Raw genomic sequence first — 15,941 nt, forward strand, 5'->3', positions numbered from 1 at the left:
GGAAATCCGCCGCCCATCCGGTTGAATACATGGTGTGGGCGAGCCGTACTTCACTGTGGAAGCGCAGCTGCCCGGGCGCCTCGGTCGGGTCGGGGTGATCCACACTCCGCACGGTGACATCCGGACGCCGGCGTTCATCGCGGTCGGCACCGCGGCCACGGTCAAATCGGTATTGCCGGAGACCATGAAAGAGCTTGGTGCCCAGGCCGTCCTGGCCAACGCCTACCACCTCTACCTGCAGCCGGGCCCGGAGATCGTGGCAGAGGCGGGCGGGCTCGGTGCGTTCATGAACTGGCCGGGCCCGACGTTCACCGACAGCGGCGGATTCCAGGTGATGTCGCTGGGTGTCGGGTTCAAGAAGGTGCTCGCGATGGACACCGAGCGGCTCCAGACCGATGACATCATCGCCAAGGGCAAGGAACGACTCGCGGTCGTCGACGACGACGGCGTGACATTCCGATCGCACCTCAACGGGTCCATCCACCGCTTCACCCCGGAAGTGTCGATCGGTATCCAGCATCAGCTGGGCGCCGACATCATCTTTGCGTTCGACGAGCTCACCACGCTCGTCAACACCCGCGGCTATCAGGAGCGCTCGGTGCAGCGCACCCACGAGTGGGCGGTGCGGTGCGTCGCCGAGCATCAGCGGCTGCAGGCGGAGTCGCCCGAACGGCCCCGCCAGGCGCTGTTCGGGGTGGTGCAGGGCGCGCAGTATGAGGATCTGCGCCGGCAGGCGGCCAGTGGCCTGGAATCCATCGTCGGTCCGGACGGGCACGGCTTCGACGGCTACGGCATCGGCGGTGCGCTGGAGAAGCAGAATCTGGCCACCATCGTCGGCTGGGTCAGTAGCGAGTTACCCGCCGACAAGCCGCGGCACCTGTTGGGGATCAGCGAACCCGACGACCTGTTCGCCGCGGTGGCCGCAGGCGCGGACACCTTCGACTGTGTGTCGCCGTCGCGCGTCGCCCGCAATGCCGCGGTCTATTCGGCGACCGGGCGGTTCAATATCACCGGGGCCAGGTACAAACGCGATTTCACGCCGATCGACGCCGAATGTGACTGCTATACCTGCGCGAATTACTCCCGCGCCTACATTCGCCATCTGTTCAAGGCCAAGGAGATGCTGTCGGCGACGTTGTGCACGATCCACAACGAGCGGTTCGTGATCCGGCTCGTCGACCAGATCCGGGCCGCGATCGTCGCGGGCGAATTCGATGAACTGCGGGCGCACGTGCTGGGCCGCTACTACGGGGCGCCTGTGAGCTGAGCTGCGGCTTCGTCGGCGTATGCACAATAACTACATGACCACCGCGACGGATCCGCAGTCCCTGTTGCTGCAGCTGCTGGATCCGGCCACCCGGGCCGACCCGTACCCGGCGTACCGCGAGATCCGCAGCCGCGGACCGCTGCAGCTGCCGGAGACCAACCTGACGGTGTTCTCGTCGTACTCCGACTGCGACGAGGTGCTGCGGCACCCGTCGTCCTGCAGCGACCGGGCGAAATCGACCATCGCCCAGCGCCATTTGGCGGAAGAGTCCGAACCGCGCCCGCAAGGCACCTCCAGCTTCCTGTTCCTGGACGCGCCCGATCACACCCGCCTCCGCGGTCTGGTCAGCAAGGCGTTCGTGCCGAGGGTCATCAAGGCACTCGAACCGGACATCGTCGAGCTGGTGGGCGGGCTGCTCGACACGGTCGAGCAGCGGGGCAGCTTTGACGTGATCAACGATCTTGCCTATCCGCTTCCGGTGGCAGTGATCTGCCGGCTACTCGGGGTGCCGATCGAGGACGAACCGAAGTTCAGCCACGCCTCGGGCCTGCTGGCCGCGGCACTGGATCCGTTCCTGCCGTTGACCGGCGAGATGTCGGACCAGTTCGACGAGCAGATGAAAGCCGGGCTGTGGCTGCGCGGCTATCTTCGTGAGCTCATCGAAGACCGCCGGCGGGCGCCCGGTGACGATCTGATGTCCGGCCTGATCCAGGTGGAGGAGTCCGGGGACCAGCTCACCGAGGACGAGATCATCGCCACCTGCAACCTGCTGCTCATCGCCGGGCATGAGACCACGGTGAATCTGATCGCCAACGCGATCCTGGCGATGTTGCGTCACCCGTCCCAGTGGGCGGCGCTCGGCGCGGACGACACCCGCGCGGCGGCGGTGGTCGAGGAGACCATGCGCTACGACCCTCCGGTGCAGCTGGCCTCTCGAATTGCCGGTGCGGACATGATGATTGGCGATACCGCCATCCCTGCGGGTGACACCATGATGTTGCTGCTGGCCGCCGCACACCGCGATCCCGGTGTCGTCGAACGGCCCGACGAGTTCGACCCGGACCGAGCGGCGATCCGGCACCTCGGGTTCGGGAAGGGGCCGCACTTCTGTCTGGGTGCGCCGCTGGCCCGGTTGGAGGGGGCGGTGGCGCTGTCGGCGGTCACGAGCCGGTTTCCACAGGCCATGCTGGCCGGTGAACCCGAGTACAAGAGGAACGTGACTTTGCGCGGGATGTCGACGTTTTTCGTCGATATCTGATACTCCGCGCCAGTAGTCATCCGCAGCCAGGTTGATGTGGGGCACGTGGAATGTCCTGCCTACCAGGTTCTCCGGTCGTGATGACACAGTCTGAGACTGTTCGGCACTCGAAATCTCGCAGTCCTTGCATTGTTCGCATCCCATGATCACGCCAAGCTGGTCGAGACCACTCAGCCAACCGGAAGGCGGCCCATGAGTACGCAACAGACCTCATCGGACGTTGTCATCGTCGGAGGAGGTCTAGTCGGACTCTCCGCGGCGTTCCAGTGTGCGAGTGCGGGAGCCAAGGTGACCTGCCTCGATCAACACCAGTTCGGTGTTCATCAGTCCATGCAGAATTGGGGCTTCGCCCGGCAACAGGGCCGTGGGCCGGTCGAGTTGCCCATGATGAAGATTGCCAACCGGATGTGGCGTAGGTTGTCCGACGATCTCGGTGCCGATGTTGGCTGGGTAGAGGGCGGGAACCTCGCTGTCTACGACACCGCGCAGGAGGAGGAGAGCTACCGGGCGTGGCTGGAACACGGCCGGGCGCAGGGAGTCGACAGCACTTTCGTCACACTCGACGACGTCCGGCAGTTGATTCCTGCGTGGCGTCGACCGATCCGGGGCGGACTCTATGCCGCATCCGACGGACATGCCGACCCGCAGAAAGTCGTCCGCGCTTACATCGCGGCGTGTGAGCACGCCGGGGTGCAGCTTGTTGCCCGCGCATCGGTGACCAACCTGGTCCGCCGAGGGGATCGGCTGATCGGCGCCCGGACCGCCGATCAGCTCTTCACCGCCGACCACGTCGTGGTCGCCGCCGGTGCCTGGTCGAGGAAACTGCTGGCGACGGCGGGTATCGAGTTTCCCCAGAACTACGTCGTCGGCACGGTGTCGTTGACCTCGGCGCTGCCGCCCGTCACCGCGGCGACGGTGTGGGGACCCGGGTTCTCCTTCCGTCAGCGCGCCGACGGCCGGTTCGTCTGCGCGCTCGGCGGCGGCGGGCGGGTGAGCGTCGGCGTGGACACCGTCGCGCAGGTTCCGAAGTTCTTCGGCGCATTCCGCAAGAACCGAAAACGGTTCTCCCTGCGCCCCGGCCGTCAGATACCGGCCGAACTCAAGGCGATGGTCCGAGGCGGCAAGGCCAGAGAAGTGGGCCCCCCGAACGCCCGGGTGGATCGCGCCCAGCCGGGCCGGGCGCTGCAGCGATTGCAGCAGACGATCGCCGGACTGGAGGCGGCGGTGGTCGAGGAATCGTGGGCGGGCGTCATCGACTCCACACCTGACGCCCTGCCCGTCATCGACGGCGACGTCGGGGTCGGGGGCCTGATCCTGGCCACCGGATTCAGTGGGCACGGTTACGGGCTCACACCCGCCGTCGGTCACGTGGTCGCTTCGATCGTCGAGGAGAAACCTCCGATCTGCGACCTCAGCCTGATGCGCTTCAGTCGGTTCACCAGCGGAGACTTCGCCGCGCCGGATGCGATACTCTAGCCGCGCTCATGGGGTACTCGGCAGATCATGACCGGCCACGGCGATGTGGCGACCCAGCTGCGCATACCGCGCACACGACATCTCGAAATGGCTGATGACTCGCGAAAGACTGACTCTCCGGGAAATCCTCGAGCTCGAACCGCTCGCAGTGGCGAATCCGGTAGTGCACGCGGGCGCCGACAAGCTGGGCGTCGCGGTCAGTTGGGTGCACATCAGTGAGATGAAGCGCCTGGGACATCTGTTCCAGGGCGGCGAATTGCTGCTCACCCAGGGGTTCGGCATCGGCCAGATGCGTGAGGACCAGGTGCGGTGGGTCGACTCGCTGGCAGATGCGCAGGTCGCCGGCGTGGCCGTCGAGGTCGGCGTGCGCTGGCCGGCGATTCCCGACGCGGTGGTGGAGCGGGCGCGCTGCCGGGAGCTGCCGCTGATCGCGATCCAGAACCCCGCCTACTTCATGGACATCACCCGGGCGGTGCATTCCGACATCGTCAACTCCGAGTACGGCGAGTTGTTGCACGCCGAACAACTGGCCAAGCGGCTGACCCGGCTGGTGATGTCGGGTGCCAGCCTGCAAACCACGCTCGACGAGATGGCCAGCGCCATGAGCTATCCGGTAGTGCTCACCGACCGCGCACATCTCGTCGAGGCGTATTCGCCGCGCACCGAGCAAACGTTGAGTCTGATGAAAAACTGGCGTCTGCACACCAAGACCGGCCACGACTACCGGGCCGGTTCGAACGGACCGATGCTGGCGACCGATACCGATCCCTGCCTGTACCAGCCGATCATCTACCAGGGGGATATGTGGGGCTGCCTGCACGTCCTGTTGGACCGGGACTCATCCGACGGGGCCGCGGTCAAGGCGATGGAAAGTGCCACCACATCGATCGGGCTGGCTTACGCAGTGGCTGATGCCCCGCGTACGCACCGATCGGATATGCGGAGCAAGCTGGTTCAGGATCTGCTCGGCTCGTCGTCGGTGGATATGGACGACGCCGCAAAGCGGGCCCACGTTCTCGGCGCCGACCTCGGAGGTGGGTTGCGAGCATTTGTCCTGCAGCCGCATTACTCGGTCAGCCAGGGACCGCCGCCCGGCGACGATGACCAACGGCACCGGACCATCGTCAGTGCGCTGCTAACCTCCGCCCGCCGGGTGCTCGGCAAGCATGTGCTCGTCGGCTACTTCGGCACCGGAATCGGTGGGATCGTCGCGGCCGAGGCGTCGTTGGACGAGCTCGGCGAGATCACCTGCGATGAAGGAGTTTCGGTGGTCGTCGGGCTCAGCGCCGTGACCACCGTCACCTCGCTCGTGCGCGCCGCCCGTGATGCCCGCCAAGCCCTACGCTTCGCGACGGAAAGTGGCGGACGCCCCGGTCTCTACTTCGCCGAGCGCCTGGTGCTGGAACGGATACTGCTGAAACTGGACGAGGACTCGATGCTCGTCGAATTGATCGACAGCGAACTGGGGCCGCTGCTGGACCACGACGCGGCTGCCCGGTCGCCGCTGCTGGAAACGCTCGAAGCCTATTTGTCGCAGGGCACCGAGAGCAAAGCCGATGTCGCACGCGCGCTGTGCATCGAACGGCGCACGCTATATCACCGCCTCGAGCGGCTGCAAGAGCTGCTCGGCACTGACATCGACGATCCGGACAAACAATTGACCTTGCGGATCGCGTTGCGTGGGTTGACCTACCGGCAGCAACGAACCTTCGACGGACAATAGCCGATCTGGTCGATTCGGCAACACGGCCGTTACCTGCGTAAGACCGCTGTCATCGGGGCGGGAAGGTGGCGAGCTCCAACTACACACTCTGTGTCGGGACAGCCCCGCATACCTCTCACCTTCGGCATTGAGCCGGTATCGACCGGTCTGCAATCGTGATGGCAATCACGAAACACGCAGCTGATTGCGGACTGGAACGAACGGAGCGATCGTGGTCGATCCCATTACCCAAGAAGTCGTTCGACACAGACTCGGTGCGATAGCCGACGAAATGGAGATGACGCTTTTACGGGCCGCGTACTCGTCGATCGTCAAGGAAGGTCTCGACGCGTCGGCGGCGATCTTCGACAGATTCGGCAACAACATCGCCCAGGCGGCGGCGATCCCGATTCACATCGGCTGCATGATCCCGTCCGTCGAAACCGTGATCCGCCTGTTCCCCTGCGACACAATGCAGGAGGGCGATGTCTACGTGCTCAACGATCCCTACAACGGGGGCACGCACCTGCCGGATATCTCAATCATCAAGCCGCTGTTTCACCAGGGGCGGGTGGTTGCGCTTGCGGCAACGATGTCACATCACCAGGAAATCGGCGGCATGGTGGCGGGCAGCTTGCCGCCCAACGCCACCGACCTGTTCCAGGAGGGACTGCAAATCCCGCCGATGAAGCTCGTCGACGCGGGCGCCCCGGTGCAGCAGGTTTTCGACATCCTGGAGCGCAATGTCCGAACTCCGCACGTGGTGATGGGCGATCTGCGAGCCCAACTCGCGGCGTGCAAGCTGGCAGGTGACCGGGTCTCCGACCTCTGCGAGGAACTGGGCTCTGATCTGGTTGCCGAGATCTTGGAATCTCTTCTTGCACAGTCGGACACACTGACTCGGGAACGCATCGCGGCGATGCCCGACGGTGTCTACGAGTTCACCGACTACATGGATGACGACGGTGTGAATGTCGACGAGGCCGTGCGCATCAAAGCCACGGTGACCGTCGCCGGGTCCGAGCTGACGGTCGACTTCACCGGCACCCAGGATCAGGTGCGGGGCCCGTTCAACTGTGTGCCGGCATCATCTATTTCGGCGGTGTACTACGTGCTGCGTGCGGTTACAGGCAACGACATCCCAAACAACAGTGGCTGCTATCGCAGTGTGAACATCGTGCTGCCCGAAGGATCGTTGGTGAATCCCCGGCGGCCCGCGCCGGTGAACTCGCGCACCGCCACGGTCCGCCGGATCTGCGACACCCTGCTGGGCTGCTTCCAACAGATCGTTCCGAAACTCGTTCCGGCCGCATCCTGCGGGCAGCTTCTCGTGATGAACTTCGGCGGAACCGACCCGGCGACCGGAGAGTTCTATGTGACCAGCGAGTTGGGGGTCGGCGGAATGGGTGGCCGTTCCGGACTCGACGGTGTCGACGCGATCGAGACCGATGCCACCAACTGCATGAATGTGCCCGCCGAGACGATTGAATTGGAGTCTCCGGTCCGGGTGCTGTCGTGGGAAATCACCCCCGACAGCGGCGGCGCGGGCACTTGGCGGGGCGGTTGCGGAACACGGAAGACCTTCCAGCTCATGGACGGAACCGCGACCGCCAACTACCGGGGTGAGCGGCACCGTTCTGCGCCATGGGGTGTCGACGGCGGCGCCGAGGCCAGCCGCACCTGGGCGCAGGTTGTCCGCCACAACGGTGACCGGGAGAACCTGCCGTCCAAGACCATGGTGTCGCTCGGCGCGGGTGATCAACTGACCGTCGAGCTCTCCGGCGGCGGGGGCTACGGCTCACCGCTGCTGCGCGATCCGCACAGCGTGTTGCGCGACGTGGAGGACCAACGGGTGAGCCTCAACGCGGCGAGCAGTGAATACGGCGTAGTGATCATCGACGGTGTCGTCGAACTCGACAGGACTATCGAACTTCGCAACAGATTGCGCACCGACATCGAGATAGAAGGGGACTACTGATGGGAACGTGGGTCGGCATCGATGTTGGAGGAACCTTCACCGACATCGTCGTCTACACCGATGATGGGCGTAATGCGGTTGCCGCCAAGGTACCGAGCACTCCCGAAGACCCGAGCGTCGGCTTCGTCGAGGGACTGCTGCTGGGCCTCAAACGCGCCAATTCTTCTGTCTCTGAGGTAACTACGCTCGTACACGGCAGTACGGTCGGAACCAACGCGGTGCTCGAGCGGGCCGGTGCCCGGATCGGCATCATCACCACGCAAGGTTTCGAGGACACCCTGTACATCGGACGCGCCAAGCGGACCGAGATGTACAACCTCATGATTGGGCCGGAGACACCGGGTTTCCTTTGTCCGCGCAGTCGGGTGCGCGGTGTCTCGGCCAGACTGTCGCGCGACGGCGATGAGGTGGCGGCCGTCGATCCGGACGCTGTTCGCCAGGCGTTGCGTGAGCTGGTCGAGGACGAGAAGATCGAGTCGCTGGCCATCAGCCTGCTGTTCTCGTTCACTTCGTCGCGCCAAGAGCAACAGATCGCTCAGATCGCCAGGGAGGCGTATCCGGCGTTGTTCGTCAGCATGTCGTCGAGCGTCGACCCGCGCGCACGTGAGTACGAACGCATGGTGGTGACCGCCATGGATGCCTATCTGCGGCCGAAGATGGCCGGTTACATCGGCACCCTCGAGAAGAAGCTGCTCGAGCTCGGCTTCACCGCCCAACTGCAGATCATGGAATCCCACGGCGGCATCATCGACGCGCAGAGTATCCAGGAGCGTTCGGTCGGAACACTCCTGTCCGGACTGGCCGGAGGTGCGATCGGAGCCGGGGCGGTGGGCCGCGCGGCGAGCCGGCCGGCGGTACTCGCCTTCGACATGGGGGGCACCAGCACTGACGTATCTCTGATCCAGGCCGGCAAACCACTCATCAGTGACGAAGGCAAGATCGGCCACCACGCGATCCGCGTACCCATGGTCGACGTGCACACCATCGGCGCAGGCGGGGGCAGTATCGCCGTCGTCGATTCGTCGCGAACCCTACGTGTCGGACCGCAGAGCGCCGGTGCAGCACCCGGCCCCGCTGCATACGCCCATGGCGGCACCGCCGCCACCGTTACCGATGCCAACGTCGTGCTCGGTTATCTCGGGGCGGGCGTCCTGGCGGGTGGAAGTCTGCGCCTGGAACGGCAATTGGCGCTGCGGGCGGTCACCGAGCATGTCGCTGAACCGTTGCGGACGTCGGTGGAAGAAGCCGCCTGGGGCATTCACCGCATCGCCGTCGCCGGGATGGCTGCAGCGGCCAGAGTGGTGTCGATCAGCCGTGGCCACGACATCCGCGGCTTCGCGTTGTTGGCATGTGGCGGAGCGGGCCCGGTGCACGCCTGCGGTGTTGCAGACGACCTCGGCATCGTCGAGATCCTCATCCCGCCGTACCCGGGTGTCCTTGCAGCGTACGGGCTTCTGGCCGCCGATGCCGAAGCGCCGCAGTGGAAAACCGTCCGGGCGCCGATGACGCTGGAGGGCCTACGGCAGGTCCGCCGGGAACTCGACGCGTCTGGCTGCCAGGTCACCGAACGACTGGTCCGCGCGGGCCTGGACCCGGATTCCGTCGGGGTCCGGACCGGGGTCGATGTGCGCTATGTCGGACAGTCGCATGAACTCACCGTCACGGTCGACACGGCCAAGTCAGACGAAGAACTTGTGGCAGATATCCGGACAGGCTTTGAACGCCAACACCATACGATGTACGGGCAGATCGATCCGAGCGGCCGACTCGAGATCACCGGGATCAAGGTTACTGCGGTGTCGCAGCGGACCGCGCCGGAGCCGCAACCGCCGCGGGTGCAGGAGACCGATCGGCTGGACTGGTCGATGTACGACCCGACCACGACCTCGTTCGTCCCGGCCACCGTCGTGCATCGTGGAGCGTTCGTGGGCACACTCGCGGGGCCCGCGATCATTCTGCAAGAAGATACGACCACGGTGATCCAGCGGGGATGGACGGCGGCGACCGACCCGTCGGGAAGTCTTCTGATCACCAAAGACGCCTGAGCTTTTCGAAGTCGAATGTCGGCCCTGTCCGCGGTCGTGCCAGCGGGCAGGCGCCACCCCCATGATCCGAAGCATGAACGAGCACAAGTAGGTCATCGTGTCCGCTATTGACTCCGTCTCACCCGAAACCAAGGCTTCCCGCCGCATGACGCGGGAGCAGCGGCGAAAGGTACTCGCCGGATCGCTCGGCAACGCCGTTGAATACATCGACTGGGCGATCTATGCCTCGCTGGTCCCGGTGTTCTCCGGGCACTTCTTTCCCGAGGAAAGTGGTGCGGCGGCGATACTGGGCGCCCTCATCATCTTCGCCGTCGGGTTCGTCATGCGACCGGTGGGCGGTGCCGTGATCGGCATGTTCGCCGACCGCAGAGGCCGGAAATCCGGATTGGCGCTGTCCATCCTGTTGATGTCCACGGGCGGCTTTCTCATAGCCTGCTCGCCGACATACGAGCAGATCGGGATCTTCGCGCCGATCATCCTTCTCATTGCTCGCCTGCTCCAGGGTTTCGCTGCTGGTGGCGAATACGGCACATCCTCGGCGTATCTCGTCGAAGCGGCAGCGAGCGGCCGGCGCGGATTTGCAGGCTCGTTCCAGCAGGTCTCGATAACTGCCGGGGTCCTGGCAGCCAGCGCATTGAGTTACGTGGTCACCAACGCCTTCGACGACGAGTTCGTCTCCACGTGGGGCTGGCGGATCGGCTTCGCGACCGCGGCCGTCCTGGGCCTGCTGGTCCTGTGGTACCGAACCAAGGTCGGTGACTCCGACACGTTCGAGTCGATGAAGGACCATTCCCGCATCGCGAAGGCGCCGGTTGTCACCTTGCTGCGGGACTACAAGAAGCCCGCGCTGTGGGTGTTTATCATCGCCGCTCCGGTGTCGCTGTTCCACTACATCTGGGTGGTGTACATGCCGGCGTTCGCCAACGCGTCACTGCAACTCCCGTTGAGCCAGACCCTTATCGCGCAGTCGATTTCGCTGATATTCCTGTTGGTTATCTTGCCGTGGTTCGGGGTACTGTCGGACCGGTTCGGACGCAAACCGATGTTGATAGCCGCATGTGCTGGCAACTTGGTGATCTCTTATCCCGCGTTTTTGTTCGTTGGGAACGGCTTCATGCAACTGGTCGGTTTCCAGTTGCTCGCGGTCTTGTTTCTGGCTCCCTATCTGGCGAGCCTGGCCGCAACCATGGCCGAGAAGTTGCCGCCCGAGGTCAGGACCACGGGGATCGGTCTGCCGTACGCGATTTCGGTTGGCGTCTTCGGTGGCACCGCGCCCTACATCCTGACCTCGATGAAGGAGAACGGGCTGCTTCACCTGATTTGGATCTATCCCGCGCTAATGGCGGTCGTGGCCATCGTGTGTTTCCTCCTGATGGAGGAGACCGCGCACAAGAACATCGACTAGTCGGCCCCGCCGCCTTGTGGCCGGGTACGGTCTTGCGCATGCGAATCCTCCTGGTGGGCGCCGGCGGTGTCGGTTCGGCCTTCTGCGCCATCGCGACGCGGCGTGACTTCTTCGAACACATCGTGGTGTGCGACTACGACGTGGCCCGCGCCGAGGCGGCCGCCCAGCGCGCCGGTGATTCCCGGTTCACCGCGGCGCGCGTCGATGCGACGTCCTCCGAGGCCATCGCGGAGCTGGTGCGCCACCACGGCATCACGCATGTGATGAATGCCGTCGACCCGCGGTTCGTGATGCCGATATTCAACGGCGCACTGGCCGGTGGCGCCGACTATCTCGACATGGCGATGAGCCTGTCGCAACGGCACGCCGAGCAGCCCTACGAGCTCACCGGCGTCAAGCTCGGCGATGAGCAGTTCGCGGTCGCCGATGACTGGGCTGCCGCGGGTCGGCTGGCACTGGTCGGCATGGGTGTCGAACCCGGGTTGTCCGACGTGTTCGCGCGCTATGCCGCCGATCACCTGTTCTCTGAAATCGACGAGCTCGGCACCCGCGACGGGTCCAACCTGGTCGTCGACGGCTACGAGTTCGCGCCGTCGTTCTCCATCTGGACCACGATCGAGGAATGCCTGAACCCGCCGGTGGTGTGGGAGGCGGGCCGCGGCTGGTATGTTACCGAACCCTTCAGTGAGCCTGAGGTTTTCGACTTTCCCGAGGGTATCGGCCCGGTCGAGTGTGTCAACGTCGAGCACGAAGAGGTGCTGTTGATGCCACGCTGGGTGGACTGCGAGCGTGCGACTTTCAAGTACGGTCTGGGCAGCGAGTTCATCGATGTGCTCAGGACGCTGCACAAACTGGGGCTCGACCGTACAGACAAGGTCGCAGTCGGGGGAGTACAGGTGAGCCCGCGCGATGTGGTGGCCGCGTGCCTGCCCGACCCGGCGACGCTGGGCCCGCGGATGCACGGCAAGACCTGTGCCGGGGTGTGGGTGACCGGCAAGGGCAAAGACGGCGCACCGCGGTCGACCTACCTCTACCACGTCGTCGACAACCAATGGTCGATGGCCGAGTACGGGCACCAGTGCGTGGTGTGGCAGACCGCGATCAATCCTGTTGTGGCACTGGAGCTGCTGGGTAGTGGGGCGTGGAGCGGCAGCGGCGTGCTCGGGCCCGAGGCGTTCGACTCGGTGCCGTTTCTGGACCTGCTGAAGGATTACGGCTCACCGTGGGGAATCAAGGAGCTCTGAGGGGCGGTTCGCCGCGGTGAGGGCAATCGCGAACACGATCGCCAGGGCGATGACGGCGGCGGTGGCCGGCCAGCCGAACCATCCGACGGCCACGGCGCCGAACGCGGTGCCCGCGGTTCCGCCGATGAAGTACACGACCATGTAGGCGCTGTTGAACCGCGCCGGCGCGGCCGGGTCGATCGCCAAAACCGTGCTCTGATTGGCGACTTGGGCGGCGAACAGGCCGGCGTCGAACAGCGCGAGGCAGACGAGTGTGGCCACGGTGCTGGACAGGAACACCCCGAGTGCCGCCGCCGCCACGGCTGCGACGGCGAGTCCGACGAGAATCACGCTGCGGGCGCCGACGCGGTCCGTCCAGGCACCGGCGACGCGGGTGGCGACGATACCGAGCAGGCCCGCGATCGCGAACAGCCCGATCTGTTCGGGCGAATAGGAGAACGGAGGCTGGGACAACGCCACCGCCAGACCCGACCAAACTGCACAGAATGCAAAGAACCACAACGCACCTCGACTTGCGGCCAGGCGCAGCATCGGGGACTCGACGATCAGCCCCGGCAATCCGCGTAGCGTCGCCAGATAGCTCGTGGTGACTGTGCCCGGCGCGGCAGGCAGTACGCGCAGAGCGATGAGCGCGACGACGAGGCAGGCGAGGGCAAAGACGAGAAGGGTTTCCCGCCAACCGAACACATCAGTCAGCCAGCCGCCGAGAACCCGGCCGCCGATGATGCCTGCCGAAATGCCCGCGGTCACGATGCCCAGTTCAGTAGCCCGACGGCGGGTGTCGGCGAAGCGGGCTGCCACCGAACTCAATTGTGCGCCGACGGTGGACCCGGCGCCGATCACGCCGACGGCCAGGCCCAGCAGCCATGGTGTGCTCGCCGCGGCGTTGCCCACCAGCGCGATGGCCAGGACGCAGAACTGCGCCGCCAGCACATGCTTGGGCCGGAACCGGTCCACGAGCGGTACCAGCACCGCCAGGCCCAGCAGATAACCCACCGGCCCGCACGCCAGCGCGACACCGGCGTGGGCCACCGAAATATCGAGCGTGCCTGCGACATCGGCGATGGCCGGTTGCAAGGGATAGATGCTGGCGGTGCCGAGCGCGGCAGCAAGCGCCATGAACCACACGGTGGGTCTGTACATGACCGCGACGCTATGGGCCCGCACCCCGCCGGTGCTGGCGGAAATCCGACGATGCAGTGGATTGTGGACTGGATTCCCCGGCGAGCAGACAGTCCGGTACCCGTACCGGCGCGAAATTGGGTACCGAACTGTCTGCTCGCGGGGAAAACGTGCGGGGAAACTAGAGCGGGTTGAGGATCCGCTGCAGGAACTGGCGGGTGCGGTCCTCCTTCGGGTCACCGATCACCGCGGCGGGCGGACCCTGCTCCAGGATCACGCCCTGATCGGTGAACAGCACTTGTTCGGAAACCTGCTTGGCGAACTGGATTTCGTGCGTCACGATCACCAGAGTCCAGCCTTCCACGGCCAGATCTCTGATCACCGACAGCACCTCACCGACGAGTTCCGGGTCCAGCGCCGAGGTCGGCTCGTCGAAGAGTACCACCTTGGGCCGCAGCGCCAGGGCACGGGCGATGCCGACGCGCTGCTGCTGGCCGCCCGACAGCTGATAAGGATACTGATCGCGCTTGTCGGCCAGACCCACCTGCTCGAGCAGCTCGGTGGCTTCGGACTCCACCTCGTCGCGCGGACGTTTCTGCGCGATCAGGGGCCCTTCGGTGACGTTCTCCAGCACGGTCTTGTGGGCGAACAGGTTGTGGCTCTGGAACACGAACCCGCTCTGCGCCCGGTATCGGCGCAACTGGTCTTTGGGCACCTGCTTCGCGAAGTCCAATTCGACATCGCCCACCTTGATGACTCCCGAGTCCGGCAGGTCCAGTGCGTTCAGCGCCCGCAGCAGCGTCGTCTTCCCCGACCCCGATGGGCCGATGATCGCGGTCACCGAGCCAGTGGGCACTGTGAACGAAACACCCTTGAGGACTTGGTTTTCACCGAATGCCTTGTGTACCTCGGTGGCCACCACACGGTCGTCGGTCATCTTGCCACGTACCTTTCCAATCGGCGTTCAATACGACTCTGGCCGAACGACAGCACCAGGCAGATCACCCAGTAGTACACGGCTGCCGTGCCGTAGAGGGCGAAGAATTCAAACGTCGGCGCGGCAGCGATCTGCGCGGTCCGCAACAGCTCGGTGACCAGAATCGTTGAAGCGAGCGACGTGTCCTTGACCAGTGAGATCAACGTATTCGACAGTGGCGGCACGGCAACCCGGGCGGCCTGCGGCAGGATGATCCGCCGCAGCGCGCCCACGTAGCTCAGGCCGATGGTTTCGGCCGCCTCCCACTGACCCTTGGGAATACTCAGAATCGCCGAACGGATGATCTCGGCCGCGTAGCCGCCGACATTGAGGCTGAAGGCGATCACCGCGGCCGGGAACGGGTCGATGCGCACCCCGAATTCCGGCAGTGCGAAGAACACGATGAACAACTGCACCAGCAACGGGGTGCCGCGGATGATCGAGATGTAGAACCGGGCGATGTTGCTGAGCACCACCGTCGAGGAGAGCCGTGCCAACGCAACGGCCAGCGCGATCACCAAACCGATGATGAAGCTGATAACAGTCAGCGGAATCGTCATCGTGATCGCGGCTTTCGCCAGCGGCAACAGGTTGTCACCGATCAACTGCCACGTCGAGCGCGGCGCAGGTTGGTCGGTGTCGGACGTGCCCGTGGCGTTGGCCTTGAGGTATTTCTGCGAAATCGTGGCCAGCGTGCCGTTTGCGCGCAGTTCGTCGAGTGCTTCGTTGAGTTCGGGCAGTAGGCCGCTGTCCTTGCGTGCTGCGAACCCCTGCTCACTCTTCTCGCCGACCGTGCCCGCGATCTTCACCGACTTGTCGTTGGTCTCGGCCAGATATGCATACACCGCGATGCTGTCGTTGACCACGACATCGACGCGGCCCTGATTGAGCAGGGTGATGGCTTGGGTGAATCCTTCGACAGCCTCGACCCGTGCGCCGGCCTTGCGGGCAATCTCCGACCAGTTGCTGGTCGCATTCTCCGCGGCGACCTTGCCTTTCAGGTCGTCCAGCGAGGTGATGGAATTGTCGTCCGTGCGTGTGACGATGACGCCCTCGCCGACTGAATACGGCTCGGAAAGGTCGTATTTGGCCTGACGCTCGGGAGTGATGGTGACTTCATTGGCCACCACGTCGAACCGGTTGGCCTCGAGTGCGGCAAAGATCGAATCCCACGGTGTCTCGACGAATTCGATGCGCACACCGATCTTCTCGGCGACCGCACGGGCGACATCCACGTCGTAGCCGGCGAGCTCACCGGTCGCCGGATCGTGGTAGCTGAACGGCGCGTAGACGCCCTCCGTGCCGATCCGCAGCACACCCGCGGATTTCAGCGGCTCCTCGGTGTTCTGGGCCGGCGCGCCGCAGGCCGACAACACAAACGTGGCGATGAGTAGCAGCCCGAGTAAGCGGGTTCGTAGGGAGCTCACTGCGGGAAGCTAGCAGTCCGACCGACCGAATTGAAGCTTTC

Annotated in this window: 11 protein-coding genes; 8 read left to right on the plus strand and 3 right to left on the minus strand. The window is 64.9% G+C overall.

The features are described from left to right. Nucleotides 1-34: 34 nt before the first annotated feature. The 8 genes from tgt to M1247_RS03285 all read left to right on the plus strand — a co-directional run bounded on the left by tgt (nucleotide 35) and on the right by M1247_RS03285 (nucleotide 12,375). The gene (tgt, locus tag M1247_RS03250) at nucleotides 35-1,267 is read left to right on the plus strand and encodes a tRNA guanosine(34) transglycosylase Tgt (protein ID WP_317154807.1); all 1,233 of its coding nucleotides are present in this window, start codon (nucleotides 35-37) and stop codon (nucleotides 1,265-1,267) included. Between the two features lie 34 nt (nucleotides 1,268-1,301). Then, nucleotides 1,302-2,525 carry a cytochrome P450 gene (locus tag M1247_RS03255; RefSeq protein WP_317154808.1) on the plus strand — a complete coding sequence of 408 codons (1,224 nt, stop codon included), beginning with the start codon at nucleotides 1,302-1,304 and terminating at the stop codon, nucleotides 2,523-2,525. Nucleotides 2,526-2,717: 192 nt separating this feature from the next. Next, nucleotides 2,718-4,001 (plus strand): NAD(P)/FAD-dependent oxidoreductase, encoded by a 1,284-nt coding sequence (locus M1247_RS03260; protein ID WP_317154809.1) that lies wholly within the window; start codon nucleotides 2,718-2,720, stop codon nucleotides 3,999-4,001. A gap of 94 nt (nucleotides 4,002-4,095) precedes the next feature. Next, nucleotides 4,096-5,724, plus strand: a complete 1,629-nt coding sequence (locus tag M1247_RS03265) for a PucR family transcriptional regulator (RefSeq protein WP_317154810.1) — start codon at nucleotides 4,096-4,098, stop codon at nucleotides 5,722-5,724. 211 nt (nucleotides 5,725-5,935) lie between these two features. Continuing rightward, nucleotides 5,936-7,681, plus strand: coding sequence for a hydantoinase B/oxoprolinase family protein (locus M1247_RS03270; protein WP_317154811.1), 1,746 nt, complete (start codon nucleotides 5,936-5,938; stop codon nucleotides 7,679-7,681). After that, a complete protein-coding gene (locus M1247_RS03275; protein WP_317154812.1) occupies nucleotides 7,681-9,726 on the plus strand; it encodes a hydantoinase/oxoprolinase family protein in 2,046 nt (681 codons plus the stop codon). The genes M1247_RS03270 and M1247_RS03275 overlap by 1 nt, the downstream gene beginning before the upstream one ends. A gap of 97 nt (nucleotides 9,727-9,823) precedes the next feature. Beyond that, nucleotides 9,824-11,131 carry an MFS transporter gene (locus tag M1247_RS03280; protein WP_317154813.1) on the plus strand — a complete coding sequence of 436 codons (1,308 nt, stop codon included), beginning with the start codon at nucleotides 9,824-9,826 and terminating at the stop codon, nucleotides 11,129-11,131. A gap of 38 nt (nucleotides 11,132-11,169) precedes the next feature. After that, the gene (locus M1247_RS03285) at nucleotides 11,170-12,375 is read left to right on the plus strand and encodes a saccharopine dehydrogenase family protein (protein ID WP_317154814.1); all 1,206 of its coding nucleotides are present in this window, start codon (nucleotides 11,170-11,172) and stop codon (nucleotides 12,373-12,375) included. On the opposite strand, the gene M1247_RS03290 is transcribed toward M1247_RS03285, so the two are convergent. The 3 genes from M1247_RS03290 to M1247_RS03300 form a co-directional block, all read right to left on the minus strand. Then, nucleotides 12,349-13,518: an MFS transporter gene (locus M1247_RS03290; protein WP_317154815.1), complete on the minus strand. Its 1,170-nt coding sequence runs from the start codon at nucleotides 13,516-13,518 to the stop codon at nucleotides 12,349-12,351. The two genes, M1247_RS03285 and M1247_RS03290, sit on opposite strands and share 27 nt — an antisense overlap. A 160-nt stretch (nucleotides 13,519-13,678) precedes the next feature. Next, complete coding sequence (locus M1247_RS03295) at nucleotides 13,679-14,434, minus strand: amino acid ABC transporter ATP-binding protein (protein WP_317154816.1); 756 nt, start codon at nucleotides 14,432-14,434, stop codon at nucleotides 13,679-13,681. Beyond that, nucleotides 14,431-15,900, minus strand: coding sequence for an ABC transporter permease subunit (locus M1247_RS03300; RefSeq protein ID WP_317154817.1), 1,470 nt, complete (start codon nucleotides 15,898-15,900; stop codon nucleotides 14,431-14,433). Before M1247_RS03300 ends, M1247_RS03295 begins: the two co-directional genes overlap by 4 nt. Between the last annotated feature and the right edge of the window lie 41 nt (nucleotides 15,901-15,941).

This window comes from Mycobacterium appelbergii (genome assembly GCF_032883035.1).
GTDB lineage: Bacteria > Actinomycetota > Actinomycetes > Mycobacteriales > Mycobacteriaceae > Mycobacterium > Mycobacterium appelbergii.

Bases quoted from the DNA above. Each gene is read 5' to 3' on its own strand.
- M1247_RS03255 (WP_317154808.1), top strand. From the start codon at position 1,302: ATGACCACCGCGACGGATCCGCAGTCCCTGTTGCTGCAGCTGCTGGAT.
- M1247_RS03260 (WP_317154809.1), top strand. From the start codon at position 2,718: ATGAGTACGCAACAGACCTCATCGGACGTTGTCATCGTCGGAGGAGGT.
- M1247_RS03265 (WP_317154810.1), top strand. From the start codon at position 4,096: ATGACTCGCGAAAGACTGACTCTCCGGGAAATCCTCGAGCTCGAACCG.
- M1247_RS03275 (WP_317154812.1), top strand. From the start codon at position 7,681: ATGGGAACGTGGGTCGGCATCGATGTTGGAGGAACCTTCACCGACATC.
- M1247_RS03285 (WP_317154814.1), top strand. From the start codon at position 11,170: ATGCGAATCCTCCTGGTGGGCGCCGGCGGTGTCGGTTCGGCCTTCTGC.
- M1247_RS03290 (WP_317154815.1), bottom strand. From the start codon at position 13,518: ATGTACAGACCCACCGTGTGGTTCATGGCGCTTGCTGCCGCGCTCGGC.
- M1247_RS03295 (WP_317154816.1), bottom strand. From the start codon at position 14,434: ATGACCGACGACCGTGTGGTGGCCACCGAGGTACACAAGGCATTCGGT.